General features: G+C 70.9%; 26 protein-coding genes. 15 read left to right on the top strand and 11 right to left on the bottom strand.

The features are described from left to right. Positions 1-41 precede the first annotated feature (41 nt). From CNO20_RS12600 to CNO20_RS12590, 3 genes are all read left to right on the top strand, one after another. Positions 42-2,126 (top strand): FAD-dependent oxidoreductase, encoded by a 2,085-nt coding sequence (locus tag CNO20_RS12600; RefSeq protein WP_233204176.1) that lies wholly within the window; start codon positions 42-44, stop codon positions 2,124-2,126. A 166-nt stretch (positions 2,127-2,292) separates the two neighbouring features. Then, positions 2,293-3,450, top strand: coding sequence for a thiolase family protein (locus CNO20_RS12595; protein WP_101296476.1), 1,158 nt, complete (start codon positions 2,293-2,295; stop codon positions 3,448-3,450). Further along, positions 3,447-3,848 (top strand): OB-fold domain-containing protein, encoded by a 402-nt coding sequence (locus CNO20_RS12590; RefSeq protein WP_101296475.1) that lies wholly within the window; start codon positions 3,447-3,449, stop codon positions 3,846-3,848. The genes CNO20_RS12595 and CNO20_RS12590 overlap by 4 nt, the downstream gene beginning before the upstream one ends. Before the next feature lie 75 nt (positions 3,849-3,923). Here CNO20_RS12590 and CNO20_RS12585 read toward each other — a convergent pair whose 3' ends face one another. Both CNO20_RS12585 and CNO20_RS12580 read right to left on the bottom strand, forming a co-directional pair. Beyond that, on the bottom strand, positions 3,924-4,757 hold the full coding sequence (locus tag CNO20_RS12585) for a DUF7547 family protein (protein ID WP_233204174.1): 834 nt from the start codon (positions 4,755-4,757) through the stop codon (positions 3,924-3,926). 125 nt (positions 4,758-4,882) lie between these two features. Beyond that, a complete protein-coding gene (locus tag CNO20_RS12580) occupies positions 4,883-5,965 on the bottom strand; it encodes an NADH:flavin oxidoreductase/NADH oxidase (protein WP_101296474.1) in 1,083 nt (360 codons plus the stop codon). Between the two features lie 124 nt (positions 5,966-6,089). On the opposite strand from CNO20_RS12580, the gene CNO20_RS12575 reads away from it, so the two are divergent. Continuing rightward, positions 6,090-6,764, top strand: coding sequence for a DUF7504 family protein (locus CNO20_RS12575; RefSeq protein WP_101296473.1), 675 nt, complete (start codon positions 6,090-6,092; stop codon positions 6,762-6,764). A gap of 85 nt (positions 6,765-6,849) precedes the next feature. Continuing rightward, on the top strand, positions 6,850-7,014 hold the full coding sequence (locus tag CNO20_RS23405) for a hypothetical protein (RefSeq protein WP_199174841.1): 165 nt from the start codon (positions 6,850-6,852) through the stop codon (positions 7,012-7,014). Positions 7,015-7,207: 193 nt separating this feature from the next. Here the strand turns inward: CNO20_RS23405 and dpsA are convergent, their stop codons facing one another. Beyond that, entirely contained in the window at positions 7,208-7,753 is a 546-nt protein-coding gene (gene dpsA / locus CNO20_RS12570) for a DNA starvation/stationary phase protection protein DpsA (protein WP_101296472.1), read from the bottom strand. Between the two features lie 250 nt (positions 7,754-8,003). Beyond that, positions 8,004-8,768 (bottom strand): carbon-nitrogen hydrolase family protein, encoded by a 765-nt coding sequence (locus CNO20_RS12565; protein WP_101296471.1) that lies wholly within the window; start codon positions 8,766-8,768, stop codon positions 8,004-8,006. A gap of 325 nt (positions 8,769-9,093) precedes the next feature. Here CNO20_RS12565 and CNO20_RS12560 point away from each other — a divergent pair, with 325 nt between their 5' ends. Continuing rightward, positions 9,094-9,312: a DUF7835 family putative zinc beta-ribbon protein gene (locus tag CNO20_RS12560; protein WP_101296470.1), complete on the top strand. Its 219-nt coding sequence runs from the start codon at positions 9,094-9,096 to the stop codon at positions 9,310-9,312. Between the two features lie 224 nt (positions 9,313-9,536). After that, complete coding sequence (locus CNO20_RS12555) at positions 9,537-10,904, top strand: HEAT repeat domain-containing protein (RefSeq protein ID WP_101296469.1); 1,368 nt, start codon at positions 9,537-9,539, stop codon at positions 10,902-10,904. A 54-nt stretch (positions 10,905-10,958) separates the two neighbouring features. Here the strand turns inward: CNO20_RS12555 and CNO20_RS12550 are convergent, their stop codons facing one another. Further along, positions 10,959-11,582 (bottom strand): NAD(P)-dependent oxidoreductase, encoded by a 624-nt coding sequence (locus CNO20_RS12550; protein WP_101296468.1) that lies wholly within the window; start codon positions 11,580-11,582, stop codon positions 10,959-10,961. A gap of 114 nt (positions 11,583-11,696) precedes the next feature. On the opposite strand from CNO20_RS12550, the gene CNO20_RS12545 reads away from it, so the two are divergent. After that, positions 11,697-13,322, top strand: coding sequence for a phospholipase D-like domain-containing protein (locus CNO20_RS12545; RefSeq protein ID WP_101296467.1), 1,626 nt, complete (start codon positions 11,697-11,699; stop codon positions 13,320-13,322). 13 nt (positions 13,323-13,335) lie between these two features. On the opposite strand, the gene CNO20_RS12540 is transcribed toward CNO20_RS12545, so the two are convergent. Next, positions 13,336-15,237 carry a Hef-associated nuclease gene (locus CNO20_RS12540; protein WP_101296466.1) on the bottom strand — a complete coding sequence of 634 codons (1,902 nt, stop codon included), beginning with the start codon at positions 15,235-15,237 and terminating at the stop codon, positions 13,336-13,338. Between the two features lie 92 nt (positions 15,238-15,329). On the opposite strand from CNO20_RS12540, the gene CNO20_RS12535 reads away from it, so the two are divergent. Both CNO20_RS12535 and CNO20_RS12530 read left to right on the top strand, forming a co-directional pair. Continuing rightward, positions 15,330-15,821, top strand: coding sequence for a Mov34/MPN/PAD-1 family protein (locus CNO20_RS12535; RefSeq protein ID WP_101296465.1), 492 nt, complete (start codon positions 15,330-15,332; stop codon positions 15,819-15,821). Beyond that, positions 15,818-16,246 carry an FAD synthase family protein gene (locus CNO20_RS12530; protein ID WP_101296464.1) on the top strand — a complete coding sequence of 143 codons (429 nt, stop codon included), beginning with the start codon at positions 15,818-15,820 and terminating at the stop codon, positions 16,244-16,246. The genes CNO20_RS12535 and CNO20_RS12530 overlap by 4 nt, the downstream gene beginning before the upstream one ends. A gap of 163 nt (positions 16,247-16,409) precedes the next feature. Here CNO20_RS12530 and coxB read toward each other — a convergent pair whose 3' ends face one another. After that, positions 16,410-17,255, bottom strand: a complete 846-nt coding sequence (coxB, locus tag CNO20_RS12525; RefSeq protein WP_101296463.1) for a cytochrome c oxidase subunit II — start codon at positions 17,253-17,255, stop codon at positions 16,410-16,412. A 210-nt stretch (positions 17,256-17,465) separates the two neighbouring features. Here coxB and CNO20_RS12520 point away from each other — a divergent pair, with 210 nt between their 5' ends. After that, on the top strand, positions 17,466-18,812 hold the full coding sequence (locus CNO20_RS12520; RefSeq protein ID WP_101296462.1) for a heme o synthase: 1,347 nt from the start codon (positions 17,466-17,468) through the stop codon (positions 18,810-18,812). A gap of 20 nt (positions 18,813-18,832) precedes the next feature. Further along, positions 18,833-19,507 (top strand): DUF7546 family protein, encoded by a 675-nt coding sequence (locus CNO20_RS12515; protein WP_101296461.1) that lies wholly within the window; start codon positions 18,833-18,835, stop codon positions 19,505-19,507. Positions 19,508-19,518: 11 nt separating this feature from the next. On the opposite strand, the gene CNO20_RS12510 is transcribed toward CNO20_RS12515, so the two are convergent. The 3 genes from CNO20_RS12510 to CNO20_RS12500 all read right to left on the bottom strand — a co-directional run bounded on the left by CNO20_RS12510 (position 19,519) and on the right by CNO20_RS12500 (position 21,546). After that, a complete protein-coding gene (locus CNO20_RS12510) occupies positions 19,519-20,142 on the bottom strand; it encodes a class I SAM-dependent methyltransferase (protein WP_101296460.1) in 624 nt (207 codons plus the stop codon). Between the two features lie 74 nt (positions 20,143-20,216). After that, positions 20,217-20,459, bottom strand: coding sequence for a hypothetical protein (locus CNO20_RS12505; RefSeq protein ID WP_101296459.1), 243 nt, complete (start codon positions 20,457-20,459; stop codon positions 20,217-20,219). A gap of 67 nt (positions 20,460-20,526) precedes the next feature. Beyond that, a complete protein-coding gene (locus CNO20_RS12500; protein ID WP_101296458.1) occupies positions 20,527-21,546 on the bottom strand; it encodes an aldo/keto reductase in 1,020 nt (339 codons plus the stop codon). Positions 21,547-21,663: 117 nt separating this feature from the next. Between CNO20_RS12500 and CNO20_RS12495 the strand changes: the two genes are divergently transcribed. The 3 genes from CNO20_RS12495 to CNO20_RS12485 all read left to right on the top strand — a co-directional run bounded on the left by CNO20_RS12495 (position 21,664) and on the right by CNO20_RS12485 (position 24,570). Further along, positions 21,664-22,695 (top strand): Gfo/Idh/MocA family protein, encoded by a 1,032-nt coding sequence (locus CNO20_RS12495; RefSeq protein WP_101296457.1) that lies wholly within the window; start codon positions 21,664-21,666, stop codon positions 22,693-22,695. A gap of 115 nt (positions 22,696-22,810) precedes the next feature. Beyond that, positions 22,811-23,806, top strand: a complete 996-nt coding sequence (locus CNO20_RS12490) for an ABC transporter ATP-binding protein (protein ID WP_101296456.1) — start codon at positions 22,811-22,813, stop codon at positions 23,804-23,806. After that, positions 23,803-24,570 (top strand): ABC transporter permease, encoded by a 768-nt coding sequence (locus CNO20_RS12485; RefSeq protein ID WP_101296455.1) that lies wholly within the window; start codon positions 23,803-23,805, stop codon positions 24,568-24,570. The genes CNO20_RS12490 and CNO20_RS12485 overlap by 4 nt, the downstream gene beginning before the upstream one ends. Positions 24,571-24,963: 393 nt before the next feature. Here the strand turns inward: CNO20_RS12485 and CNO20_RS12480 are convergent, their stop codons facing one another. Then, entirely contained in the window at positions 24,964-26,106 is a 1,143-nt protein-coding gene (locus tag CNO20_RS12480) for a S1C family serine protease (RefSeq protein ID WP_101296454.1), read from the bottom strand. Positions 26,107-26,295: the final 189 nt, after the last annotated feature.

The following is a 26,295-nucleotide window of genomic DNA, read 5'->3' as shown; positions in this document are numbered from 1 at the left end:
ATTTGAAATAGCGGGACGCCGTGAAAACGGACGCCCGAATCATGGAGTCAGAACGCTACACCGTCGCCGTCCTCGGCGGCACGCCGGGCGGGGTCGCCGCCGCGGTCCGCGCCGCGCGCGAGGGGTGCGACGCGCTGCTCGTGACGTACAACGACCGCCTCGGCGGGATGATGGCGGGGGGGCTGAGCTACACCGACACGCTGACCACGAAGGAGCGAGCGCCGATCGTAGAGGAGTTCGTCGCCGCCGTCCGCGATCACTACGAGTCGGCGAACGGGGGCGGCTCCGAGCAGTACGAGTACTGCGAGGGCGGCTACGTCTTCGAACCGCACGTGGCGGAGGGGGCGTTCGAGCGCCTCGTCGACGCCGAACCGAACCTCGACGTGGTCCGCGGGTACCGCCCGGTCGCAGCCGAGCGTTCGAACTCGCTCGTCCGGAGCGTCGCGTTCGAGCCGTTCGGGGCGGGTGAGGAAGACGAAGGTGACGAGGGGAGCGACAGCGTCGAGGATGACGAAAGAGGCGCGGGTGACGAGGACGGAGCGCGGCTGCGCGTCGCGGCCGAGACGTTCGTCGACGCCACCTACGAGGGCGACCTCTACGCGACCGTCGGCGTCCCCTACCGGGTCGGCCGTGAGTCGCGCTCCGAGTTCGGCGAGCAGTTCGCCGGCCGCCTGTTCACGGACGTCCGCGGCGACCGCTACTACCCGCGGGAGGCGGTCGGCGACGGCGACGACAGCGCGCCGCCGGACCGGCGCGGACCGCTGGACGTTCCGCCCGAGAAGTGCCGGGGCGACCTGGATCTCGTCCCGCACCCGGCGGGGCTCACCGAGATCTTCCCCGGGAGCACCGGCGTCGGCGACGACGCGATCCAGGCGTACAACTACCGGCTCTGTCTCAGCCGCGAGCCGGGGAACCGCCGCCGCCCGGAGCGACCGCCGAACTACGACCGGGAGGCGTACCTCGGCGAACTGCCCGAGATCGAGGAGTCGGGGCTCCGGTCGTACCTGCTCCTGCGGTACCTGCCGAACGACAAGGCGGACATGAACGCCGCGGACCTGCCCGGCGAGAACCACGACTACCCGGAGGCCGACTGGGAGCGCCGCCGCGAGATCGCCGACCGGCACCGCGAACACGCGCTCGGGCTGTTGTACTTCCTGCAGAACGACGACGCGGTGCCGGCAGGGGTGCGCGAGGAGGCCCGCGAGTGGGGTCTCGCGGCCGACGAGTTCGAGGACGACGACAACTTCCCGTGGCAGCTGTACGTCCGGGAGGCCCGGCGGCTGGAGGGTCGAAAGACGTTCACGGAGAACGACGCCCGTCACGCCCCCGACCTCGATCGAACGCCCGTCCACGACGACGCGGTGGCGATCGCGGAGTACCCGCTCGACTCCCACGCGTGCCGCGACGAGCGGCGAGCGGGGTGCCGTCCCGAGGGGTTCTTCTACGCCTCGCAGGTGACTCGCCCGTCGCAGATCCCGTACGGCGCGCTCCTGCCGAAGGGCGTGAACAACCTCCTCGTGCCGGTCGCCCTGTCCGCCACCCACGTCGGGTACGGGACGATCCGGCTCGAACCGACGTGGATGCACGTCGGCGAGGCCGCGGGGGTCGCCGCGGCGCTGGCCGACGAGGAGGACGCAGTCCCGGCGAACCTCCCCGTCTCGAACCTCCAGCAGGCCCTGGTCGAGGGGGGCGTCATGTGCTCGTTCTTCAACGAGTGCGACATGGGGACGGACGCCGACTGGGTCCCCGCGGTACAGTTCCTCGGCGCGAAGGGGTTCTTCGACTCGTACGACGCCCGCCCCGGCGATCCGCTCTCGAAGCCCGTCGCTCGGGCGTGGGCCGGGTTCGCGGCCGAAGTACTCGCCGAGCGCGGCGGGGACCCGAGCGATCGGGCGCGGCGGCTCCCGGAGCCGAACGGGACGACGATCGCGGCGGCGGCGTTCCGCGACGAACTCGAGGCGGCGCTCGCGGACGGGGTCGAGGTGGACGGAGCCGCCGGCGGAGTCGTCTTCGACGGCGTCGACGGCTCCGACGGCGTGACCGTCTCCCTGCCGGACGGCGTCGACGGGGACGAACCGATCTCCCGGGGGGCCGCCTGCGAACTCGTCTACCGGGTGCTGCGTTGAGCTATCGCGTTCGAATCGGGATACCCCGGGGCTGTGTCGCGTCGTCTCGGGGCGTCTCTCGGGGCCGCGTCGAGCGGTCTGTCGGGCGCTCGCCGAGTTGGTTTCGGGAGCGAGTGTCCTGCCGAGAAGGAAAAACGGTAAGCAGATGGCCCGCACCCATGCGGCTATGGAGCGCGTAGCCATCGTCGGCGCGTCGATGACCCGGTTCGGCAAGCGCGAGGGGGAGTGGATCCGCGACCTCCTCGCGGAGGCCGGGCGGGCGTGTCTCGACGACGCCGGCGTCACGCCCGACGAAGTCGAGCACCTCTACGTCTCGAACATGGCGAGCGGGGAGTTCGAGGGGCAGACCGGGGTGCCGAACGCCCTGGCCCACGACCTCGCCGCGGTGCCCGCCTACACGGCCCGGATCGACCAGACGAGTTCGAGCGGCGGCGCGGGCGTGTACGCCGCCTGGCAGTCGGTCGCCTCCGGGGCGAGCGACATGACGCTGCTCGTCGGCGGCGAGAAGATGACCCACCGGTCGACCGCGGAGGCGACGGACGTGATCGCCTCGCTGACGCACCCGGTCGAGTACAAACACGGCGTCACGCTCCCGAGCTTCGCCGGGCTCACCGCGCGGCTGTACCTCCACGAGTACGACGCGCCGCGGGAGAGCCTCGGAAAGGTCGCCGTGAAGAACCACAGAAACGGCGTCGACAACCCCCACGCCCAGTTCCGCAAGGAGGTCGACCTGGAGACCGTCCTCGAATCGCCGATCATCGCCGACCCGCTCCGGCTCTACGACTTCTGTCCGATCACGGACGGGAGCGCGGCGCTCATGCTCTGCCCGGAGTCGGTCGCCCGCGAGTACGCCGACGAGTACGCCGTGATCGCCGGCATCGGCGGCGCGACGGACACCCACGTCGTCCACGAGCGCGCCGACCCGACGACGATGCGGGGCGTGGTCGAATCGAGCGAGATCGCCTACGAGATGGCCGACCTGGAGCCGGAGGACGTCGACGTCGCGGAGCTGCACGACATGTTCACCATCCTCGAATTCCTCCAGAGCGAGGACCTCGGCTTCTTCGAGAAGGGCGAGGGCTGGAAGGCCGTCGAAGAGGGGATCACCGACCGCGACGGCGAGCTCCCCATCAACACCTCCGGGGGGCTGAAGTCGAAGGGCCACCCCCTCGGGGCGAGCGGCGTCGCGCAGGTGTACGAGATCTACGAGCAGCTGACCGGCGACGCGGGGGCGCGGCAGGTCGAGGCCGACGTCGGCCTCGCGTGCAACGTCGGCGGGTTCGGCAACTGCGTCACCACCACGATCATGGAGGCGAGCGAATGAGCGACAGCGACGGCGGAGAACCGACCATGGAGGCGTACCGCTACCCCGACGGGAGCATCACCTACCCCGGTCACCCGATCGGCCCCGACGGCGAAGAGCCGGTCGGGACGGTCGACCTGAGCGAGCACACCGCGGAGATCGTCACCTGGACGACGAGCACCGCGACCCCGCCGGGCGTCCGGGAGCCGAACGCCCTCGCGGTCGTCGAGTTCGACGTGGACGGCGAGCCGGTGCGAGCGATCGGCCAGCTGGCGACCGACGATAACCCGGAGGAAATCGACGTGGAGATCGGCGACGAGGTTCGGCCGGTGTACGCCGAGGAGCTGCGAGAGCCGGGCGCGGGGATCAGAGAGCCGGCGAGCCAGGAGTGGGACGGGTTCCGGTTCGAGCCGGTCTGATCGTCGCCTGGACGTCGCCGGCCTGCGTCTTGAGCGTTCCGCGTGCGGACGACCCGACGGCCCTCCGCGGCCTGTCTACGATCGATCCGTCCCGTCGCCGCCGTCGCCGTCCTCACCGGCGGCGTCTTCGTCCGACCGCTGGCCCTCCCCTTCGTCGACTCCCCGCATCTCGTCCTTGATCGATCGGAGCTCCGCGTCGATGTCGACCCGCGATCGCTCCTCCGCCTCCCCCGGATCGTCGCCCGTCGCGAACGCTCCGTCTCCGTCGTCCGTCGAGCCTCTTCTGTTCCCGTTCGCGCCACCGTCGCCGTCTCCGCCGCTCGCGCCGCGTTCCTCGTCGCCGTCGTCCGCGCCGACCTCGTCGTCGACGGCGATGGAGACGCCGCGCTCCCCCGTCGATCCGCGTCGTCGGTCCCCGTCCCGTGATTCGGCCGCGCGGCGGCTCTCGCCGATCCGCGATTCGATCTCGGCGGTCAGCTCGCGCGCGTCCTCGATGATCGAGCGCGACTCCGGATTCTCCGGGAGGTCCGCCTCCGAGAGCGCGGTCCGGAGGTCCGACATCGCCCGTTCGAGCCCGTCGACCGCGTCCCGCCGGACCGAATCCATCCGGCCGCGGGCGGCGTCGGACTCCTCCCGGAGCGCGCGCTCCGGGTCGGCGAGGCGGAGGAGCCGCCCGAGGAGTTCGAGCGCCCGGATGTTCGCCTCCAGGACGGCGATGACCGTCGGGATGGTGTACTCCTCGGTGAACCGGAGGATCTCGCGGGGCGTCGGCGGCCTGAACCGGCGGCTGCGGTACTCCGGCGATTCCCGGAGGCGGTCGAGCGTCGTCCCGAGCTCGTCGAGGAGGTCCGCGAGCTCCTCGTCCCGGTTTCGGTCCCCCATGTCCCGGTCGTCGCGGCGGCTGCTCATACGTGCCGTTGGCGTCGCCGCCGCTTAAGCGTTGGACCGGCGCGGATGGGCGTGGCGCGACGGGCGTGGCGCGGACGGGCGTGGCGCGGACGGGCGCGGCTCCGCACGGACCGGCGCTGACCCGATCAGTCGACCGCGCGCCGGTACTGCACCGGCCACTCGGCGTCCGCGCCGAGTTCCCCGGCGGCGTGCAGCGCGAAGTACGGGTCGCGGAGGTGCTCGCGGCCGACGATCGCGAGGTCGGCCCGGCCGTTCCGGATCAGCTGATCCGCCTGCCGGGGCGTCGTGATGCCGCCGACCGCGCCGACGGCGAGGTCCGTCTCCTCCCTGATCGCCTCGGCGTAGGGGATCTGATAGCCGGGTCCGGGGTCGGGGACCCGCTGATCGGGGTGAACGCCGCCCGCGCTCACGTCGATCAGGTCTGCGCCCGCTTCCGCGAGCAGCGGCGCGAGGCGGATCGACTGGTCGAGGTCCCACGAGTCGCGGTCTGGCAGCCAGTCGGTCGCGGAGATGCGGACGAACACGGGCCTGTCGTCCGGCCAGACGGCGCGGACCGCGGCCGTCACCTCGCGCGTGAGGCGCGTCCGGTTCTCGAAGCTCCCGCCGTACGCGTCATCCCGGCGGTTCGTGACCGGGGAGAGGAACTCGTGCAGGAGGTAGCCGTGGGCGGCGTGGACCTCCGCGATCTCGAATCCGGCTTCGAGCGCCCGCTCCGCCGCCCGCGCGAACGCGTCGATCACGTCGTCGACGTCGTCCGCCGTCATCGCGCTCGTTCGGGGCGGCTCGCCCTCGTAGGGCCAGGGATCGTCGCTCGGGGCGATCACGTCCCAGCCGCCGTCGTCGGGGGACACCGGACGGCTCCCCTCCCAGGGCCGCGACTTGCTGGCCTTTCGACCGGCGTGGGCGAGTTGGATCGCCGGGACGCTCCCCTGCGAACGGATGAACGCCGCGATCGGCGCGAGCGCGTCGGCCAGCTCGTGGTTCCAGATCCCGAGGTCCTGCGGCGAAATCCGTCCGCGGGGTTCGACCGCCGTCGCCTCGGTCATGACGATCCCCGCGCCCCCGACCGCGCGGCTCCCGAGGTGGACCAGGTGCCAGTCGGTGGCGACGCCGTCGGGCGCCGAGTACTGACACATCGGCGAGACCATCACCCGGTTCGCGATCGTCGTTCCGCGGAGCGAGAAGCGACTGAACAGCGAGTCTGTCATCGGCGTCGATACGAAAGCGCCCGTGAAACCGCTGTTGACTCGGGCCGTCCCTTGCCTCTACCCACCCTGAATTCCGCCCGGTAAACTTATTATGTAATGCTTCGAATACTTTGAACGAAGGGAAATGAGGCGCAGCGAAGAGGACGAGTTCGCCCGGTCGCTCGCCGAACTGAAGCGCCGGGGCTGCGGCATCCTGGTCGTGGGCACGCCGTCGTCGGAGGCGCGGCGCGCGGCGGCGCGACGGCTGCTCGGCGACGCGACGGTCGGACCGCGGCGGCGGCTGTTCGTGTTCACCGGCGACGCGGCCACCGACGAGCGGCTCGGTAACGGACCGATCGGGCCCTCGACCGTCCGCGTGGTGTCGAGAGCGACCGCGACCCGCCGACCGGACGCCGCGAGCGCGCCGAGCGCCCCGGAACCCGTTCCCCGACGAACCGTCCGCTCGGAGCGCCTCAGCCGCCTCGCCTCGATCGTCTCCGACGAGATAGGGAGCTTCGAGTCCGAAGCCGGAGCGCTGCGTCCCGGCGAACTCCGCCTCTGTCTGGACTCGCTCTCGCCGCTGCTTTCGACCTACGAGGAGCCGGCGGTTCGCCGGCTCGTCGCCGCCGTGACGAACCGCGTCAAGGCCGTCTCGGGCATGGCGCACTACCACCTCCCCGCGAGGGCGGACGATCCCGCCGTCGTCCGACTCGGCCGGGCGTTCGACGCCCTCATCGAGCTCCGCGTCCGGGACGGCGCGCCGGTGCAGCGGTGGTACCTGCCGGAGCGCGACTGCGGCAGCGGGTGGCTGCCGCTGTGACGGCGCCCCCGGATCGAACCGTTCGGCGATCGGAGATTTAGGCCAACCAAAACATATTTACCTTTAGGCTCGCCTAACTCCGTCCATGGCAGTCACCGACGCCCGCGACGCGGACTCCGCGGACGAACCGGGAGAACCCGAATTCTGCGTTTCAGCGTGTCGCACCTCTCCGAACCGGACCGTTTTCACCGAAGAAGGGAACAGCGACGGGTGGATCGCGACCGACCTCACGGTAGACCTCGTGCAGTAACGGACAGTTCTCCGCGCTCTCCCCCTTCCGCCGAGGACGCGCGACCGGCCGGTCCGCCGTCGTCGAGAGGGGTCTCACGGGGCCCCGTTGCCGATCAGTTTCTCGCCCCGGTCGCTCGCGGAACGGCGTCGGCTCCCCGGGGTATCGCGGCGCGGGCGCGTCCGAAAAAAGCGAAAAGCGGAGCGGGTCCGGCTTACTTCGTCGCCGATTCGAGCACGAGGGTGTCGTCCTCGAGGTAGTGCTCGATGTGGTGGGCGTCCTCTTCGACGTGAACGAGGATCTCGCGCAGGATCTCCTCGGTGGCGTAGTCGCCGAGGTTGTTGGCGAGCTGGATGTGCTCGCGCATCCCCTCGATGATCTCGCCGTACATCTCGAGGTCGTTCTCGAACGCCGTGCGGATGTCGTAGACGTCCTCGCCCTCGAACTCGACCGTGGCGCGCTCTTCGAGGTTCGACGGGCCCGAAACCGGGACGCCGCCGAGCGCCTGAGCGCGCTCGGCGATCACGTCGGCGCCCTCCTCGGCGTGCTCGTACGCCTCCTCGAGGAACTCGTGGAGGTCGAGGAACTCGGAGCCCTCGACGGTCCAGTGGTGCTTCTTGAGCTGGTGGTACAGGACGTACGAGTTCGCCAGGTCCGTGTTCAGCGCGTCGATGATCTGCTCCGCCTTGTCCTTGCCGATCCGGAGGGAGTTCTCTTCGATCTCGTCGGCCGGCTGCCGGACGGTCTTCTGCGTGCTCATGACGGCTACACGTACGCGCGCCACCCACTTAAAGATTCACACGACAAAAACCCTTTTTTGGTTTTCCTAAAAATTTCTTTCCTCATCGGCCGCCCGGATCCGTTCGGCCGGTTACGGGGTGTTAACACACCGCGCAGAGAATAATAACCCCAGCCGAAGTTTATCCGGACCGTCGGACGAGGGGCCGCGGTCGGTGCGTGCGGGAAGCGGATCGGTGCGGAGAGCGCGGTCGCGAACCGCCGACGGGGAGTCAGCCGTCGAGAACGGGAATGAAGGACCGGTGTTCGGCGAGCGTCGCGCGATCGACGTCGACGACGAGGTCCCGCTCGCCGCGGTTCAGCGCCGCGTACACCGTCCCGTCGGGCCGGACGACCGCCGAGCGACCAGCGTACTCCGTCCGGGGCGCGTCGGGAACGGTCCGCCGTCCGGTTCGACCCGCGCCGACGACCCAGCGCACGCCGTCGAGGGCCCGCGCGCGGAGCAACAGCCGCCAGTTCTCCGCGTGGGTCGCGGGCCACGCGCCGAGGACGAACAGCGCGTCGATCCGCTCGCGGGCGAACGACGCGCTGTCGCCGACGAAGTTCAGATCGTAACAGGTGAGAAGCCCCGTCCGGCCGACCGGCGTCTCGATCGTCACCCGCTCGTCGCCCGGTTGGAGCACCTCGCGCTCGCCGCCCCAGAGGTGGCGCTTCCGGTACACCGTCGCGGCCCCGTCGGAGCGGACGTACGCGGCGGCGTTGTAGAGGCCGTCCCGTCCCCGCTCGACGTACCCGGCGAGCACGTCCAGGCCGTTCCTCGCCGCGATCTCCCGCAGCCGCTCCACCTCCGGACCGTCGCGGTCCAGCGCCGCGTTCTCGACGCGCTCGTCGGCGACGAATCCCGTGAAGGCGTACTCGGGAAACAGGGCGACGTCGACCCGGCCGGGGAGGGCGTTCGTCCGGTCGGCGATGGCCGCGAGGTTCGCCTCCGGCTCCAGGTCTCGGACCGAAAGCTGCGGAACGGCGACCGTCGTCATGGGCTGAACTTTCACGGCGCCGGCAAAAGTGTTCACCTTCCGCCGTGCGGCGACGGGCGGTCCGGTCGGTGACGAAAACCCGCCGAAAACGCGTGGTGTTCCTCCCGCACTCGTAGCGCGCTTATCGCGATCGGCGGCGTTAGTCTCTCTGGAAACGAGCTGGATCGCACATGAATAGCTTGTCCCATCAAGTCCGTATCTTCATCCGCCGAAGGGACCTTCGAATGCGTAACGCACGGCCCCCGAGGGACGCCGGAGCGGGTTTCTTCGGCGATCCGCCGGGGCCGAGCCGACAACGGGAAGCGACCACGCAGAACGATCCACCATGACGTCGGAGCGTGATCTGAGCAGGAACGAGGTAGTGCGCCGCTGTGAGAGGTGCGAAACGGAGACCAGACACGAGGTTCGGATCTCGATAGAGCGAACGACCGACGGGGAGGACGTCGCCCCGCAGAACGAGAAGTACGCCCGCTCGCCGAGTCGGATCACCGTCTGTCTCGCGTGCGGGTCCGAAACCCGCCAGCGGCGGGTCCAGCACGACTAACCTGCGGGACGAACTGGGGACGGCCCGGAGTGTACGCGGACGGTGCTACAACGGGGAGCGACGCCCGGTGGCGGACGCGCCGGAGGCGTCGACGAACGCCCGTCCGGGCGCGTCGAGTCGGTGCGCGGCGGGGTCGCCGGAGGACCGCGGAGCCCCGCGCGCGTTGCTCGCCCCGAGAGGGTGAATGGAAACGCTCTTTTCGCTCACGGACGGAGTTCCGCCACATGAGCAACGGGGACGACGACGCGCCCGCGGGGGAGCCCGAGGAGACGACAGAGGAGTCGGACGTCGAAGGCGAGAGCGAGGAGTCGGCCGCCGAGGCGGAGGAGTCCGAGTCTGAGTCCGAGGCCGAAGCGGAGACCGAGATCACGGCCGAGAGCCTCGACGAACGGCTCGACGAGGCCGAGTCCGACCTCGAAGCCGCCGAGACCGAGGCCGACCTCGACGAGGTCGAAGCGGGCCTGGATCTCGTCGAGGCTGACCTCGAAGCCGCCGACCTCCCCGAACCGGACGAGGACGAGGAGGAGGACGCCGAGGACCCGCGCGAGGAGCTCGAATCGCGGCTCTCGGACCTCCGCGACCGACTGGAGGAACAGCGCGGCCCGTACGCGTCGGACGTGGTCGAGAAGATCGAGGGCGCGCGGTCGAAGATCGAAGACACGCGCTGGACCGAGCGGGGCGAAACGGAGATCGCCGAAGCCGTCGAGGCGTTCGCCGACTCGGTCAACGGGATTCTCGGGTCGAGCCTCTCCGTCGACGGTCGCGACGAAGAGGAGCTGACGGACACTCTCGACGACGCCGCCGCGGCCGTCGAGAACAGCTCGCTCGACCCCGACGAGGACGACGAGACGATCGCCGAACTGCTCGAAGCCGCGGAGGGGCTCGAAGCCGACCTCGAAGACGCCCAGGAGTGGGACGACCTCGAAGTGCGGGAGAAGCTGGCGGCGGAGGGCTTCTACGACGTGCTCGGCCACTACAAGGACTTCCCGCCGGAGTGGAGCGCGCTCAAGGAGCACGAAAAGCGCGGGAACGTGGAGATGATCCTCCTCGCGCTCGACCTGCTCGGCTCCGAGTTCATGGAGGAACACTGCCTCGAAGCGATCACCCGGATGAACGACCAGCGGGCGTTCGACGCGATGCACCAGCGCGCGCAGAAGCGCGACAAGGCTGCCATCACGGCGCTCGGCAAGATGGCCGCCGAGGACGCCGTCGAAACGCTCCTCGGATACGTGGACACCGACAAGGACCCCGCGCTCCAGAAGGTGACGTTCAAGGCGCTCGGCGAGATCGGCAGCGAGGAGGCGACCCAGGCGCTCGCGAACAAGCTGGTGATGGAGAACGACAACGTCCGCCCGCACGCGGCCCGCGCGCTCGGACTCATCGGCGACACGCGGGCGATCGAACCCCTCTCGGACGCGCTCTCGGACGACGAGAACGCCAACGTCCGCGCCAGCGCTGCGTGGGCGCTCCGGCAGATCGGCACGAGGGAGGCGCTGGAGGCCGCCGCAGAGCACGCCGACGACCGGACGTTCCTCGTGCAGACCGAGGCGGAGAAGGCCGCCGAGGCGCTGCGCGTCGAACAGACCGCGTGACGGGAGAGGCGGGGAAAAGCGACGGATCCGCCACGGAGCGCCCGAAGCGCCCGTTCAGTACGAAATTCCGACCCGTTTTCCGACGTACCCGTCGTCCAGGATGTCGGCGACGAACGCCGCGAGATCGCCCGTCGAGATGCGCGCCCCGTCGGCGGGGAGCGTCTCGACCGCCGTTCTGTAGCCGCCTCTCGCGTCCTCGTCGGTGACCGACGGGACGCAGACCGCGGTCCAGGCGAGCCCCGACTGGCGGAGCGTGTGGTAGATGGCGCGGTACTCGTCCGCGAGCTCCGGGTGAAAGCTCCGCGCGTATGGATCGTCGATTCGGAGGGCGTCCGGGGTCGACTGGAGGATCTCCGCGCCGGCGACGACGACGAGCCGGCCGACGGCGGTCGCCCGCATCCCGTCGACGACGTTCGCCGTCCCGGTCGAGAGAACCGAAACGCCGTCGGATTCCGCCTGCGAGTCGTCGAGGGCACTCACGACGGCCTGATTACCCCGAACCGCCTCCCGTACCAGCGCCGCGTCGCGAACGTCTCCGCGCACCGTTCGAAGGCGCGAGCGATCCGGCAAGTCGGACGGGGACCGGGTGAGCGCCGTGACCTCGTGGCCGCCGTCGAGGAGCTCCGAGAGAACCCGGCGGCCCGTCCGACCGCACGGACCGAAGAGGGCAACGTTCATCAACCTCACTGGCACCCGGACACTCCTATACTTACCGCACCTGTTCGAGAGTTGGCGTATCGTTGTGATTTTCGAGCCGAACGTTTATCCCCGAGAAGGGGACCAACGCGTCCCGTGTCCCGCATCGTCGCCTGCGTCGCCTGCCTGCTCGTGCTGACGGCGACGGTTTCGGCCGATCCCGTCGGAAACGAGACCGATCCGGCCGATCCGCGGGGGGGACGTATCGTCGCGCTCTACCCGAATCCCGTCGCGGACGGCGACCGCGGCGAGTTCGTCGTCGTCGACCTTCCGACGGCCGGAAACTGGTCGCTCGTCGACGACGGGACGACCGCGCGGATCCCGAACGGGACCGCGGGCCGCGTCGCGCTCAGCCCGGACCCGGACGCGGCGTCGGCCACCGGGCCGCACCGCGTCGTGGAAGTTTCGGGCGGCGTCGCCCTCGCGAACGACGGGGACGACCTGCGCCTCCTGCGCGACGGGGAGGTCGTCGACGCGGTGTCCTACGCCCGCGCGCCGGAGGGCGAACGATGGATCAGGGGCGGCGAGCCGCGGTGGCGGCCGCTGGGGTACCGTCCGCGGCCGGTGTTCGACGCCGGCCCCGCGACCGCCCGCGCGTTCGTCCTCCCGGACGCCCCTTCGGTCCCGGCGACGGCGCTTCGGCGCGCCGACCGGCGGATCCTGCTCGCGGGCTACACCTTCACCTCGCGTCGGATCGCCGACGAGCTCGCCGCGGCCGCGGGGCGCGGCGTCGCCGTCCGGGTGCTCGTCGACGACGCCCCCGTCGGCGGGATGACGGATCGGGAAGCGGCGGCGCTCGACCGGCTCGTCGCGGCTGGCGTCGAGGTCGAGGTCGTCGGGGGCGAGCGGGCGCGGTACGCCTTCCACCACGCGAAGTACGCGGTCGTCGACGACCGGGCGATCGTGCTGACCGAGAACTGGAAGCCGTCCGGCACCGGCGGCAACGGCAGTCGCGGGTGGGGCGTAGTCGTCCGATCGCCCGAGGTCGCCGCCGAACTCGCTCGCGTGTTCGAAACCGACACCGGGTGGCGGGATTCGACGCCGTGGGAGGGGTTCAGGCGGGGGCGAACGTTTCACCCGTCGGAGCCGGCCGACGGGAGTTACCCCGCGCGGGTCGACCCCGAGCCCGTGGGCGTGGATCGCGTGCGAATCCTGACGGCGCCCGGAAACGCGGAGGCGGGGATCGTCCGCGAACTCGACGGGGCGACCGACCGGATCGACGTGATCCAGCCGACCGTCGGAAGTCCCACGCACCCCTTCCTCCGGGCGTGCGTTCGGGCCGCTGAGCGGGGCGTCCGCGTTCGGATCCTCCTCTCGGGGGCGTGGTACGTCGCCGAGGAGAACCGCGCGCTCGTCGACGGCCTGAACGCCCACGCGGAGCGGCGCGACCTGCCGCTGTCCGCGCGCGTCGCCGAGCCCCGGGGGCGGTACGAGAAGATCCACGCGAAGGGCGTCGTCGTCGACGACCGGACGGTCGTGGTCGGCAGCGCGAACTGGAACAACCACTCGGTGCGCGAGAACCGCGAGGTCGCGCTGGTGCTCGAAAGCCGGGACGCGGCGGCGTACTACCGGGGCGTGTTCGAGTCGGACTGGAACGCCGGGACGCCCCGGCTGCCCGTCGGTCTCCTCGCCGCCGTCGCCGTCGCGGCGGCGGTCGCGCTCGCGTTCGCCCGCCGGAGGCTCACGGTCGACGTCGGTCGGACACGGGAGGGAAGAAGCTGACCGCGGGCGGCGCTCAGGTGTCGATCGTCGCGGTGCTCGAGAGGTTCTCGTCGAGGTCGGCGTCGGCCATCTTGTCGACCAGGCTGTCGATGACCGCCTCCCGCATGCCCTTGACGAACTTGATGGAGCCGACGACGAGGTGGCCGCCGCCGTTGACGCCGCCCCCGGTGACCTCCTCGTTCAGTTCGGCGACCATCTGCGGGATGTCGAGCCGGACGCCGTCGGATCGGAGGACGGCGAAGTCGGGGCCGTAGCCGACCGTGATGACCGACTCGCCCGTCTCTGTCACCTTCCGGTCGTGGAGCTGCCCCGTCGTCTTGCCGGGCGCGGGGTACGTGAAGCGGTGGGCGAAGCGGTCGAGGTCGACGGTGTAGAGGTGCGCGCCGCTCGAAAGCCGCTCGTGGTCGACGTGCGGTTCGACGGCTTCGAGCTGGCGCTCGACGTCGCGCTCCGCGCGCTCGGAGAGGAACGCGACGAGCTCGCGGTGGCGCGCCTCGTCCTCGCAGCCGACGTTGAGCACGTCGTTGACGAGCGTCTCGCCGGCGTCGTAGCGGAGCCAGTGAGCCGCGTAGTCGAGCGCCTCGCCGATGTTTTCGAGGTCCTCGCGGCTGTACCCCTCCGACTCGGCGAGGGCGACGTACTCGCCCATGGCCTCGGCCTTCGAGCGGTCCGAGAGCCCGGCGACGGCGGGCACGTGCCGGAGGCCGGCCGTCAGATCGGGGTCGATCATCCGCGCGAGTTCGACGCACATCATCCCCGTCGTGATGCGGTAGTCCTCGTCGTAGAGGTAGGGATTCACGTGCGCGCTCAGGAGCGGGTTCACCGCATCCGGGTCCGGGTGGTGGTGGTCGATGACCGCGATCGGGATGTCGTAGTGCGCGAGGTTCTCGTAAGCCGGGACGTCCTCCTCGGTGCTCCCGTTGTCGAGCATCAGGAGGAACGGGAGCTTCTGCCCGTGGCGGGCCCGCCCTTCGAGCGCGAAGTTCAGGTCGCGGGTCACGTCCTCCATCTCGTAGAAGGGGGCCTTGCTCGGCAGCCGCTTGAAGAGGTGCTGGGGGGCCGAGGGGTCCTCGTGGACCTCGGCGATGAACCGCTCCAGCGCGAGCTGGACGGGGATCGACGCGCACATCCCGTCGCCGTCGGCGTGGTGTCGGACGCGGATCGGCCGGCCTTCGAGCACCGTGCGCCGGAGCAGGCGCGCGACCCCTTCGAGATCGTCGCGCAGCTTCTCGAACTCGGGCCACTCCACGAGCGGGTCGACGTCGTGCGGCTCAGCCCGCTCTGTCAGCGCGGCGTCGATGTCCTCCCGGACGGACTCGGCCGTCTCGCCGTCGAGCCGTTCGAGCGACTCGGCCTCGACCTGCTTCGCTCCGTCGTGCCGCTCGACGTCCCCTCGGACCCGAACCGCGTCGTCGACCTCGACGTCCGGGTGCGCGCGGACGCCCGCCTCCTCGAAGGCGGCGCACGCGACGATACCCGTTCCGTCGTTGACGTGGAAGATCGTGGGGCCGCCCGTCTGTTTGATCTGCACGACCGTCCCCTCGACGATCGCCTCCTCGCCCGCGACGAGCGAGTCGACGGCGGTCGTCTCGGGCGCGCAGTCGACGGCGACGGTGCGGTAGTTCTCGGGGTCGGCGACGTCGAACGCGATGTCGCCGTTCTCCTTGATCTCCGTCAGTTCGACGATGAGCCGGTCGCCGACGCCGTACTTCCGGTCGAGGTTCGACTCGTGGACGAGCCCGGAGACCGCGTCCGAAACGTCGACGAAGACGCCGTAGTCGACGACGCCGTTGACCACGGCGTGATAGAAGGCGCCGATCTCCACGTCGGAGACCGTGCAGGCGGGTGCGAGATCGTAAACGACGGGCCGCGAATTCGACCCGGTGCCGGAATCCCCGGCGGTCACATCGGTCATGGGCGAGGTAAGTGGGGGCCGGGAGTTAAGCTTTACATCATCGCCGCGCGACCTTTCGGAACCCTTAGAAGGCGACGCACCCGAGATAGGACATGCGCCTCTTCCGGTCGGGCGATCTCCTCGGCATCGCCGAGGAGACGCTCGAGTTCGCGCTCGAAGCGTCGGAGGAGTCTCACCCGAACGAGTACATGGGGCTCCTGCGCGGCGAGGACGCCCGGCGGTTGGGCCTGGACCGCGACGGGACGGTGATCACCGACGTGCTGGTCATCCCGGCGACGGAATCCAACCCGGTGAGCGCGACCGTTCGGACGAGCCTCGTCCCGAACGACGTGCGCGCCGTCGGGTCCGTCCACTCGCACCCGAACGGCGTCTTGCGGCCGAGCGACGCCGACCTGGCGACGTTCACGCGGGGGCAGGTTCACGTCATCATCGGCGCGCCCTACCGGCGGTCCGACTGGCGCGCGTTCGACCGGGAGGGCGAGCCGCGAACGCTCGACGTGCTCGACGTAGAGCTCCCGGACGCCGAATCGTTCTTCGACTTCGACCAGGCGGACATCGACGAGGAACTCGCAGACGACCTATGACGACCGTTATCGCACAGGGGACGTTCGACATCCTCCACCCCGGACATCTCCACTACCTCGAAGACGCGGCGGCGATGGGCGACGAACTCCACGTCATCATCGCCCGCCGCTCGAACGTCACGCACAAGCGGAAGCCGATCCTCCCCGACCGCCAGCGTCGGGACATGGTCGCCGCGCTCGAAGTCGTCGACGAGGCGCACCTCGGCCACCCCGAGGACATCTTCGTCCCCATCGAGCGGATCGACCCCGACGTCATCGCGCTCGGGTACGATCAGCACCACGACGAGGCGGCCATCGAGGCGGCGCTCGAAGAGCGCGGCATCGCCTGCGAGGTCCGCCGGGCGTCCGCGCGCGAACCGCGGTACGACGGCGAGCTGCTGTCCACCGGACGGATCATCCGGCGCATCCTCGAAGAGCGCGGCTGAGGTCGGCCCAGTCGGCCGACGGCGGCGGAACGCCCGGAGCGGAGCGCGGCCGTCGTCTCGCGAGTGCGAGGACCGCGACTGAGAGAAACGGATCGGAGCCGTGGCCCTCGGCGGCGTATCGTCTACCGTCGGTCGGATCGAGTAGAAGAAGCGCGACCGGCGATCAGTTCGCGAGCGCGAGCAGCGCGGGCGGCGCGTTCACGCTGGCCGAGGCGTTACCGCCCGACTCGTTGCCGTCCGCGCTCTGGTTGCCATTGCCGCCGGCGGACTCGTTGCCGCCGTCACCGCCGCCCTGCTGGGACTGTCGCTGCTCCTGCAGCCACTGCTGGTACTGGTCCTGCGGGACCACCTCGACCGTGAAGTACATCTGCGAGTGGGCGACGCCGCAGTACTCGGCGCAGTAGCCCTGGTACTCGCCGGTTTCGAGCGGCGTGGTCTTGATCGTCTGGACCTTACCCGGGAACGCGTCCATCTTCAACCCCATCTCGGGGACGTGGAACGCGTGGATCACGTCCCTGGAGGTGACCTGAATGTACACGTCCTGTCCCTGCGGCAGCACGATGTTGGTGCCGCTGGTCACGTTCTCCCGGGGGTAGCTCATCTCCCAGCCCCACTGGAACGCCTCCGCCCGGACGACCACGTCGCCCTCGCTCGGGCCGGCCTCGGCGCCGGGCTCTTCCAGGTACGTGACGTCGGGGTTAGCCAGCACGCCGTAGGAGGCGACGCCGACGAAGAGGAGGATGATGGCCGTCGCGATCGTCCACGTGATCTCCAGCCGCCGGTTCTCCCGCGTCGGCTTCGGGGAGTCGTTGTTTCTGAACTTCAGTACCGTGTAGAGAAGGATGACCTCGACCAGGAGCGTGATCGGCACCGCGACGTACAGGAGCTTCAGATTCAGCTCGTTTATGAGCTCCGCCGTGGTCGATGGCTGCGCCGCCACCGACTCGACGGCGAGCGCCAGCGCCACCGCCGAGAGCAACGAGACGAGCGCGAAACGCGTACGCTTCATGCTACTCGGGGGTTAGGATACCCGACGTAAATAGCTGCTGACTTTCCCGCTCGCGTGCGGTTTCGGACCCCTCCCCGCGAGCGATTCTCGAACGCCGTCGAGGAAAACGGCGCGCCTAAGTACCGCCGTTTCCAACCGACGACAAGTGACCCAGTCGTGGTAGCAACAGAGAGACGAGATCGATTCCCCGGCCTCCTCGGCGCCGCGGCGATGGGCGTCTATCTCCTGCTCGCCGTCGGGGCGGCGACGGCCATCACCGATGCGAGCGCGGCCTGCACCGCGTGGCCGGCGTGCGGCGACGGCTGGTCCCTTCCCTCGACGGCCGACGGCTACGTCGCGCTCGGACACCGAGTCGTCGCGGCGCTCGTCGGCCTGCTCGTGCTCGCGACGACGGTCGCCGGCTGGCGGCGCGGCGCCTCGACGCGCGTCCGCGCCGCCCTCGGCGTGTCGCTCGCGCTGTACCCCGTCCAGGCCGGCCTCGGCGCGCTCGTGGCGACGACCGGCGGCGGCGTCGCCCTGTCGGCGGTGCACCTGGTCGTCGCGATGATAATCTTCGGCGGCCTCGTCGCCGCGCTCGCGTGGACCCTGGAAGCGCAGACGGGCGATCCGGACGACGCGCCGGGGCGGCCGCCCGCGCGGGACCTCCCGCCGGCGTCGAATCGCTCCCCGGACCTCCCGACCGACCCGGTCGCCCGGGCGAAGGCGACCGCCGCGGCGTACGTCAGGCTGACGAAGCCCCGGCTGATGTGGCTGCTCTGTCTCGTCGCCTCGGCGGGCATGGCGCTCGCGGGCGGCCCGGGGCTCTCGCCGGCCACCGTCCTCGCGACGCTCGGGGGCGGGGCGCTCGCCATCGGCGCGAGCGGGACGTTCAACCACGTTCTCGAACGCGACGTGGACCGCCGGATGGCGCGGACGAGCGACCGCCCGCTGGCGACGGACCTGGTGCCGGTGCGGAACGCGGTCGCGTTCGGCCTGGCGCTGACGGCAGCCTCGCTCGCGCTGTTCGCCAGCGTGAACGCGCTCACGGCGGCGCTGGGGCTCGCGGCGATCCTGTTCTACAGCGTCGTCTACACGCTGATCCTGAAGCCGAACACCGTCCAGAACACCGTCATCGGCGGGTTGGCGGGGGCGCTCCCGGCCGTGATCGGCTGGGCTGCGGTGACGGGCGAGATCGGCCTCGGGGGGATCGCGCTCGCGGTCGTCATCTTCCTGTGGACGCCGGCCCACTTCTACAACCTCGCGCTGGCGTACAAGGACGACTACGCGCGCGGCGGCTTCCCCATGATGCCGGTCGTCCGCGGCGAGACGGCGACCAGGCGGCACATCCTCTGGTACCTCGGCGCGACGCTCGTCGCCGCGGGCGCGCTCGCGGCCGCCGAATCGCTCGGCCCGCTGTACGTCGTCACGGGCGTCGCGTTCGGCGGCGTCTTCCTCTGGACCGTCATCCGGCTCCACTACGAGCAGACGGAGGCCGCGGCGTTCCGGTCGTTCCACGCCTCGAACGCCTACCTCGGCTTCCTGCTGCTCGCCATCGTCGTCGACGCGCTCGCGATCTGACCGACGCGGAATCCGAAACCATGAGTACCGTCAGTTCCAGCCGGCTCCGACCCGCGCGCGAAACGCTCCTCTACGGGGGGCTGCTCTTGAACTCCGTGCTCCTCTCCGCGCTCGCGTACGTGCTGTTCACGGCGGGGACGCTGCTCCCGATACGGTACTCCGTCTACGGCCTGCTGTGGATCGTGGTCGGGATCTGGGCGGTCGTTCGCACGGAGGTCGCGCCCGCCGGTCGGTCGACCCGGCGGAAGGCCGCGGCGGTCGCCGCGCTGTACTTCGTCGCGCTCGCGGTCGCCGGCGGCCTGGTGACCGGACCGACGCCCGGAACGGCGGGCTTTCGGATCGCGTGGCTGCCGCCGGGCTGGGGGCCGGCGCTCGTCTACGCGGGCGACGCGGCGAACGTCGTGCTCATGCCGGCGCGGGTGATCGGCTACGCCGCGCTGACGTACCTCGTGTACGCGACGGTCGTGGACGCGGCCGGCGCCGCGGTGTCGGGGATCCTCGGCCTCCTCTCCTGCGTCTCCTGTTCGTGGCCGATCGTCGCCTCGATCGCAACCGGCGTCTTCGGGGGCGGGACGGCGCTTGCGGCGTCCGCGACGGCGCTCTCGTACGACCTCTCGACCGCGGTGTTCCTCCTCACGGTCGCGCTGCTGTACTGGCGACCGTTCCGGTTCGGCCGTCGCGGTCGGAAGGAATAGCGGCGCGCGGGTCACTCCGGTCGCGCGAGCACGAACGTGAACGCCCCGCCGTCGTCCCCGAGTTCGTCTTCGACGATCCGCCGCGTTTCGACCGCGAATCCGGCCTCCGACAGGGCGTCGAGCGTCGCGTCGAGCCCCGGAAAGCTCCACCGCATCTCGACGCCGCCTCCGAGCCAGTCGGGGTTCGACCCCTCCCACGCGCCCTCGCCGGTCGAAAAGAGGAGCCAGCCGCCGGATCGGAGCGCGCGGGCGAACTCCCGGAGGACGGCCGGGTGCTCGTCGGTCGGGACGTGGATGACCGAGTGAAAGGCGCAGACCGCGTCGAACGCGCCGTCACCGAAGGGTAGCGCGGTCACGTCGCCCTGCGCGAGCGCCGCCCCGGGCGCGGCGTCCCGCGCGAGCCGAAGCTGTTCGCGCGAGAAGTCGAGGCCGACGACCCCGCGCCCGCCGTCGGCTCGGCGCAGACCGGGGGTTCCGGAGCCGCACCCCGCGTCGAGGATTCGAGCGCCCGGCCGAAGCCGGACGCCGAGGTCGTCCAGCAGGTCGACCTCCCGGAAGTTCTCCGAGCGGGCGTCCCGGTAGCGGGCGGCCATCGAGTCGTACGCCCGGCGGACGCGGCGTCGCTGGCGGGTCACACCGGGTCGAGGGACGACCGCGTGAAACGTGTTCCGGGCCTGTGCGGCCGAGGTACCGAGGAACCGCCGGGGGCTCAGAAGAAGGACGCGCCCCGCCGACCGGCGTGGAGGTAGATCGCGCGCTCCCGGCCGGGGAGTTCCGCGTCGGCTTCGACGTCGTAGTCGGCCGCGCACCGACGCGGGTACTCCTCGAAGTAGTCGAGCGGCGAGCCGGGGTACAGGTCGTTCCACCGGGCGCCGCGTTCGATGCGGACGCGTCGGTCGTAGGGTTCGCCGCAGACGGGACACGGGTCGTCTTCGGGAGCGGAGCGGGCCATCGCGTATCACTACCGCGCCCGGACGGTAAAATCCCGCGGCGGTCACGCGCTGCGGTCGCTCGGGCGGTCAGTGACCGACGACGTTCCCCTCCTCGTCGTACCGCGCGTTCAGGATGCGCTCGAACTGCTCCCCGGAGAGGTCCACGTCGCAGGCGGCGACGTTCTCGTCGAGCTGGTCGACCGTCCGCGCGCCGACGATGGGGACGCAGGTGAACTCCGGCTGGTCCACGAGCCAGCGGAGCGCGACCTGCGCCGGCGAGGCGTCGACCTCGTCCGCCACCTCGCGGATCGCGTCGAGGACGCGCCAGCCGCGCTCGGAGACGTAGTAGTCGCCGAAGCGCTCGTCGAAGCTCGCCCGCGAGCCGTCCGGCGCTTCCACCTTCTGTGGATCGTCCGGGTCGGCGCGCTCGTACTTACCCGTCAGGAACCCGCCCGCGAGCGGCGAGTACGGGCAGACCGCGAGCTCCTGGTCGGCGCACACGTCGAGGTAGTCTCTCACGTCCTCGTAGTAGCCGGCGTGAAACAGCGGCTGGGTCACGTCGAACCGGGCCCAGTCGTGAACCTCGCTCTTCCAGAGCGCCTTCGTCAGCTGCCAGGCGGCCATCGTGCTCGCGCCGAGGTAGTTCACCTTCCCCTCCTCGACCAGCCCGTTCAGCGCCGACAGCGTCTCCTCGATCGGGGTTTCCTCGTCCCAGCGGTGGATGTAGTAGAGGTCGAGGTAGTCCGTGCCGAGGCGTTCGAGGGTGCCGTCGATCTGATTCCGGATGTGCGTTCGCGAGAGGCCGCGCCCGTTCGGGTTGTCCTCGTCGAACGGGAAGTACACCTTCGAGGCGAGCACGAAGTCCTCGCGGTCGCGCCCCGCGAGCCAGTCGCCGATCCACTCCTCGCTCGTGCCGTTGGGGTCGCCGTAGACGTTCGCCGTGTCGACGAAGTTGCCGCCGCGCTCAGCGAACGCGTCGAGGAGATCGTGGGCCTCGCCTCGGGTCGTCTCGTACTCGTCTCCCGCCGTCTTCCGCCCGAACCGCCACGTTCCGAAACACAGCTCCGAGACCTTCGTGCCCGTGGAACCGAGTCGTCTGTAGTCCATGTCCGCTCTCTCGGGCGCCCGGGGCAAAAGCGTGGCAGTCGCGGAAACCGAGCCCCCCGATCCCGGATCGTGGGACAGGTTCGCAGATCTTATACTCTCCCCGCCCTGTCGTTTCTCATGCTCAACGTAGCGGGCGTCGGCGTCGGCGCCCTCGGGCGGTTCGAACTCCGGCTCCTCTCGGAGATGGACGGCGTCGACGTCGTGGGCGCCGCGGATCCCTCCCCGGAGGCGCGCGAGGCCGTCACCGCCGAACTCGACGTGCCCGCGTACGAGAACTACCGCGATCTCCTCGACTCGGAGCCCGTCGACGCGGCCTGCGTCGTCACGCCCCACACCCGCCACTACGAACAGGCGCGCGAGTGTCTCGACCGCGGGGTACACGTCCACCTCGAAAAGCCGATGGTGACGGACGTCGATCACGCGCACGATCTGATCGACCGGGCCGACTCGCGCGAACTCGTTCTCGCCGTGGGGTACCAGCGCCACCTCGACCCCCGGTTCCGCGAGATACGCCGCGTCGTGGACGAGGGCCGCATCGGCGAGCCGCACATGGTCTCGTGTTTCCTCGAACAGGCCTGGATCGAGGTGACGAGGGGGCGGTGGCGCACCGACCCCGCCCTCTCCGGCGGCGGCCAGCTGTACGACTCCGGCTCGCACCTCCTCGACTCGCTCCTCTGGACGACGCGGAGCGTCCCGGTCTCGGTGGCGGCGACCGTCGACCGCCTCGGGAACGCGGTGGACGTGAACAGCGCGCTCGCCGTGACGCTCGAACGCGAGGGCGACGGGCGCGGCCCCGGCGGCGGGGCGAAAATCACCGCGAGCGTCGGCGTGAGCGGCGACGGGCAGAGCACGCCCGAGCCGGGCGAGGGCTTCCAGATATGGGGAACGGAAGGGAGCGTGAGCTTCGACGGCGAGACGATCGAGGTCGCGTCGGACGGGATCACCTACACCTCGACGCCCGAGATCCCCAGCTTCGAGGCGCTGACCCGCCGGAAGCTCGCGAACTTCGTCGACGCGGTCCGGGGCGAGGCCGAACTCGAAATCTCGGCGGAGGACGGCCTCCGCGTGACGGCGTTGACCGAGGCGGCTTACGAGGCCGCGGAGCGCGGCGTCACGGTGAACGTGCGGGAGCTTTTGACCCCGACGTAGGGTTTTCGAGCCGTCGCCGGACGTCGCCGCCGCGGCGGCGGATGCGAGGCGAGACGGGCGTCGATCGCCGGCGCGGAAGGGAAGTCTTACCTCCCGAACGCGGCGAGGGTCGAGTATGGACGAGGCACTCGTCGCCGACGAGGTCCGCAAGACGTACGGGGGTCGCAAGGCGCGGCGCGCCGCTCGCACCGGGGACGACGCGTCCCGTTCCGGCGGCACGGTCGCGCTCGACGGCGTCTCGCTGTCCGTCGCCGCGGGGGAGGTGTTCGGGCTCATCGGTCCGAACGGCGCGGGCAAGACGACGCTCGTCCGCGCGCTCACCGGGACGACGACGATCGACGGGGGGTCGGTCCGCGTGCTCGGGAGCGAGCCGACCGCGGTCGACCCGGCGCGGATCGGGCTGCTCCCGCAGTCGTTTTCGCCGCCCGGGCGACTCACCGCCCGCGAACTCGTCTCCTACTACGCCGGATTGTACGACGAGGCGCGCGACCCCGACGAGGTGCTCGCCGACGTCGGCCTCGCGGGGGCGGCGGACACGTGGTACGAGAAGCTCTCGGGCGGGCAACAGCGCCGCACCTGCGTCGGGATCGCGCTCGTGAACGACCCGGAGGTGCTCTTCCTCGACGAGCCGACGACCGGCATCGACCCGGCGGGGCGGCGGTCGCTCTGGTCGCTGCTCTCCGACCTCGCGGCGGGCGGGACGACCGTCTTCCTGACGAGCCACTCGATGGACGAGGTCGAGCGGCTCTCCGACCGGGTCGGCCTCCTCGCCGACGGCCGCCTCGTCGCCGTCGGGACGCCGAACGGATTGATCGCAGAGCACGGCGGGAAGAGCAGGCTCGTCGTCCGGACCCCGGCCGGGGAGGAGGCGGCCCGGGCGGCCGTCGACGCCGGCTTCGCGGCCGAAGCGAGCGCGGACGAACTCGTGCTCCGCGGGGTCAGCCCGACCGACATCGGCGAGGCGGTGGCCGCGCTCGACGCGGCGGGCGTCGGGTACGACTCGCTCGCGTGGACCCAGCCGAGCCTGGAGGACGTCTACCTCTCCCTGACGGGCGAAACGTTCGAAGACGGGCCGCGTCGCCGGGCCGCGCCGGCGGGGGGCGCCCGATGACCGCGACGCGCCGAATCGCGGCCGAGTTCCGCGCCGCGTGGTTCTCCTTCCTCCGGCGGCGGACCGCGGTCTTCTTCACGTTCTTCTTCCCGGCGATTCTCGTCGTCATCTTCGGCGTGCTCGTCGAGACACAGCCGACCGGCGGCGGGCTGTTCGCCGAGCCGCCGGGGTACTACATCGCCGGCTACCTCGCGGTCGTGGTGCTCTTCACCCCGCTGTCGCGCGTGGGCAGCGAGATCGCCCGCCACCGCGACGGAAACCGCTTCGAGAAGCTGGCGACGACGCCGCTGCGGCGCTGGGAGTGGCTCCTCGGACAGACGCTCGTCAACGCGGTCGTCATCGGCCTGGCCGGCCTGCTGCTGCTCGGGCTCATCGTCCTCGTCACCGGCGCGTCGGTACCGGCGTCCCCAGACCTGCTGCTGCTCGTCCCCTTCGTCGCGCTGGCCGTGGCGCTGTTCTGCGGCCTCGGCGCGGTGATCGGCCGCGTCGCCGACTCCCAGGACGGGGTGATCGCCGCGAGCAACGCGATCGCGCTGCCGCTGCTCTTCCTCTCGGAGACGTTCGTCACGCCCGACCTGCTGCCGGCGTGGTTCCGGCCGGCGCTTTCGCTCTCGCCCCTGACTTACTTCGCGCGGGGCGTCCGGGCGGTGACGTACCCGCCGGCGGCCGGGGGCGATGCCGCCGCGTTCAACCTGGCCGTCCTCGCCGCCCTCGCCGCGCTGCTCTTCCTCGCCGGGGCGTTCGCGATCCCGCGGACGGACTAGCCGCTTCCGGCGACGCCGTCCGCCGGCGGCCCATCGCCCCGCGGGACCCCGGTGGCGCGGTTCGAACGCGAACCGCACTCCGCGAGCGACGGCGAGGAGAGCGACCGCGCAGAGAGCGGCGGCGACGGCGAGCGGAACGACTGCGGGTGGGTCAAACCGGAGCGCGGGGGGAGCGACGGGCACGGAACGCGATGGTCCCGTCTTCGGTTAAAAACGTTCGCCCCGACGGTGGCGGCAGTGTTCGGATACGCGGTTGCAAGCGGCCCAGCCGCGGGAAGGACTTTCGAGACCGTCTCAGCGGCTCGCGCAACCGAATCACGCTCATCCGAACGCTGCCGACGGTGACGCTCAGACGGTATCGATGCCCTCGCCGTCCGGCGTCGCGGCCGCCGCTCAGTCGATGGGGATGCGGTCGCCGCCGCCCCGGCCGCCGGGCTGACGGCCGCGACCGTCCGGGGCGGGGCGCTGACCGTCCGGGGCGGGCCGCTCGCCGAGGACGACCCGGAGCGTCCGCGGTCGCGAGTCGCGGATCACGTCGATCTCGACGGGCTCGCCGGGCCGCGTCTCGGTGATCAGAAAGCCCATCAGCTCCTCGTGGGAGTGCAGCTCCTGGCCGTTGATGCCGACGATCACGTCGCCGCCGACCGGGATCTCCCGGCCGCGGACCGTCCGCGCGTGGGTCGACCCGCGGAGGACGTCGCCCCCCGCCGGGCCCGCTCGCACGTCGACGACGAGCACGCCCCGCGGCTCGTCGAGACCGTTGGCTTCGGCGATCGTGGGGGTCACGTCGAGCGTGCGCGCCCGGAGGTACGAGTGGCGGTACCGACCCTCGGAGATCAGCGCCGGGACGACCCGCGAGACGATCGCCGGCGAGACGGCGAAGCCGATGTTGTCGCCCTGGCGGGCGCGGTTGACGCCCACGACCTCGTAAACCGGGTGCTCCGGGTCCGGATCGGGAGCCCGCTCGCCGTCCCGGCGTTCGTCGGTCCGTCGTTCACCGTCCGCGTCCTCCGGGGTCTCCGGGGCCTCGTGGGCCGCCGGCGGCTCTCGGAGCGCGACGAGCGGCCCGCCGCTGTTGCCCGGGTTGATCGGCGCGTCCGTCTGGACCACGTCCGGGATGGCGAAGCCGTTCGAGGTCGGCATCGAGCGGTTCGACCCGGAGACGATGCCGGCGGTGATAGAGCCGTCGAGGCCGAGCGGGTTGCCGAGCGCGGCGACCCGGCGACCGGGCCGCGGGCTCTCGCTCGCGACGGGGAGCGGGGCCGCGTCCGCCGGCAGGTCGTCGACGCGGACGGCCGCGAGGTCCGTGTACACGTCGGTGCCGACGACGGTTCCGAGCCGCCACTGGCCGTCGCTGAAGCGGATCTCCACCTCCGTCGCGGGACCGACCACGTGGCTGTTCGTCACGACGTGCTCGGCGTCGTAGACGAACCCGGACCCCGAGCCGACGCCGGGGCCCCGCTGACCGACGTAGATCGAGACGACGGACGGGCTCACGTCTTCGTACAGTCGTTCGTAATCGAGTTCGGAGTTCATGGCACGCGGCCCCTCGCTTCCGGGACCCCTCGGACATCTAGAGAGATATCCAGATAGATTTCCGGATAGCTACCAGGGTCGCTTACCCGAGGTTAGGTTCCGGACCGTATTTGACCCTGTCGCACCGAACCACGGGCCCAGTTCGCACGGCGCGCCGCCGTGCGAAGCGCACGCCGCCGTGCGGTACGG

Origin of the sequence: Halegenticoccus soli (genome assembly GCF_002844195.1) — an archaeon.
In the GTDB taxonomy this organism is placed as follows: Archaea; Halobacteriota; Halobacteria; order Halobacteriales; family Haloferacaceae; genus Halegenticoccus; species Halegenticoccus soli.
Note: the sequence above shows the minus strand (reverse complement) of the source record. Positions and strands in the feature narration are given on the sequence as shown.

What these genes read in the sequence shown, in the direction of transcription:
- CNO20_RS12535 (WP_101296465.1), top strand. Translation starts at nt 15,330, where the DNA reads ATGCGCCTCTTCCGGTCGGGCGATCTCCTCGGCATCGCCGAGGAGACG.
- CNO20_RS12600 (WP_233204176.1), top strand. Translation starts at nt 42, where the DNA reads ATGGAGTCAGAACGCTACACCGTCGCCGTCCTCGGCGGCACGCCGGGC.
- CNO20_RS12595 (WP_101296476.1), top strand. Translation starts at nt 2,293, where the DNA reads ATGGAGCGCGTAGCCATCGTCGGCGCGTCGATGACCCGGTTCGGCAAG.
- CNO20_RS23405 (WP_199174841.1), top strand. Translation starts at nt 6,850, where the DNA reads ATGGCAGTCACCGACGCCCGCGACGCGGACTCCGCGGACGAACCGGGA.
- CNO20_RS12520 (WP_101296462.1), top strand. Translation starts at nt 17,466, where the DNA reads ATGGGCGTCTATCTCCTGCTCGCCGTCGGGGCGGCGACGGCCATCACC.
- CNO20_RS12565 (WP_101296471.1), bottom strand. Translation starts at nt 8,768, where the DNA reads ATGACGACGGTCGCCGTTCCGCAGCTTTCGGTCCGAGACCTGGAGCCG.
- CNO20_RS12540 (WP_101296466.1), bottom strand. Translation starts at nt 15,237, where the DNA reads ATGACCGATGTGACCGCCGGGGATTCCGGCACCGGGTCGAATTCGCGG.
- CNO20_RS12590 (WP_101296475.1), top strand. Translation starts at nt 3,447, where the DNA reads ATGAGCGACAGCGACGGCGGAGAACCGACCATGGAGGCGTACCGCTAC.
- dpsA (WP_101296472.1), bottom strand. Translation starts at nt 7,753, where the DNA reads ATGAGCACGCAGAAGACCGTCCGGCAGCCGGCCGACGAGATCGAAGAG.
- CNO20_RS12500 (WP_101296458.1), bottom strand. Translation starts at nt 21,546, where the DNA reads ATGGACTACAGACGACTCGGTTCCACGGGCACGAAGGTCTCGGAGCTG.
- CNO20_RS12490 (WP_101296456.1), top strand. Translation starts at nt 22,811, where the DNA reads ATGGACGAGGCACTCGTCGCCGACGAGGTCCGCAAGACGTACGGGGGT.
- CNO20_RS12580 (WP_101296474.1), bottom strand. Translation starts at nt 5,965, where the DNA reads ATGACAGACTCGCTGTTCAGTCGCTTCTCGCTCCGCGGAACGACGATC.
- CNO20_RS12515 (WP_101296461.1), top strand. Translation starts at nt 18,833, where the DNA reads ATGAGTACCGTCAGTTCCAGCCGGCTCCGACCCGCGCGCGAAACGCTC.
- CNO20_RS12555 (WP_101296469.1), top strand. Translation starts at nt 9,537, where the DNA reads ATGAGCAACGGGGACGACGACGCGCCCGCGGGGGAGCCCGAGGAGACG.
- CNO20_RS12575 (WP_101296473.1), top strand. Translation starts at nt 6,090, where the DNA reads ATGAGGCGCAGCGAAGAGGACGAGTTCGCCCGGTCGCTCGCCGAACTG.
- CNO20_RS12485 (WP_101296455.1), top strand. Translation starts at nt 23,803, where the DNA reads ATGACCGCGACGCGCCGAATCGCGGCCGAGTTCCGCGCCGCGTGGTTC.
- CNO20_RS12530 (WP_101296464.1), top strand. Translation starts at nt 15,818, where the DNA reads ATGACGACCGTTATCGCACAGGGGACGTTCGACATCCTCCACCCCGGA.
- CNO20_RS12550 (WP_101296468.1), bottom strand. Translation starts at nt 11,582, where the DNA reads ATGAACGTTGCCCTCTTCGGTCCGTGCGGTCGGACGGGCCGCCGGGTT.
- coxB (WP_101296463.1), bottom strand. Translation starts at nt 17,255, where the DNA reads ATGAAGCGTACGCGTTTCGCGCTCGTCTCGTTGCTCTCGGCGGTGGCG.
- CNO20_RS12560 (WP_101296470.1), top strand. Translation starts at nt 9,094, where the DNA reads ATGACGTCGGAGCGTGATCTGAGCAGGAACGAGGTAGTGCGCCGCTGT.
- CNO20_RS12505 (WP_101296459.1), bottom strand. Translation starts at nt 20,459, where the DNA reads ATGGCCCGCTCCGCTCCCGAAGACGACCCGTGTCCCGTCTGCGGCGAA.
- CNO20_RS12495 (WP_101296457.1), top strand. Translation starts at nt 21,664, where the DNA reads ATGCTCAACGTAGCGGGCGTCGGCGTCGGCGCCCTCGGGCGGTTCGAA.
- CNO20_RS12480 (WP_101296454.1), bottom strand. Translation starts at nt 26,106, where the DNA reads ATGAACTCCGAACTCGATTACGAACGACTGTACGAAGACGTGAGCCCG.
- CNO20_RS12585 (WP_233204174.1), bottom strand. Translation starts at nt 4,757, where the DNA reads ATGAGCAGCCGCCGCGACGACCGGGACATGGGGGACCGAAACCGGGAC.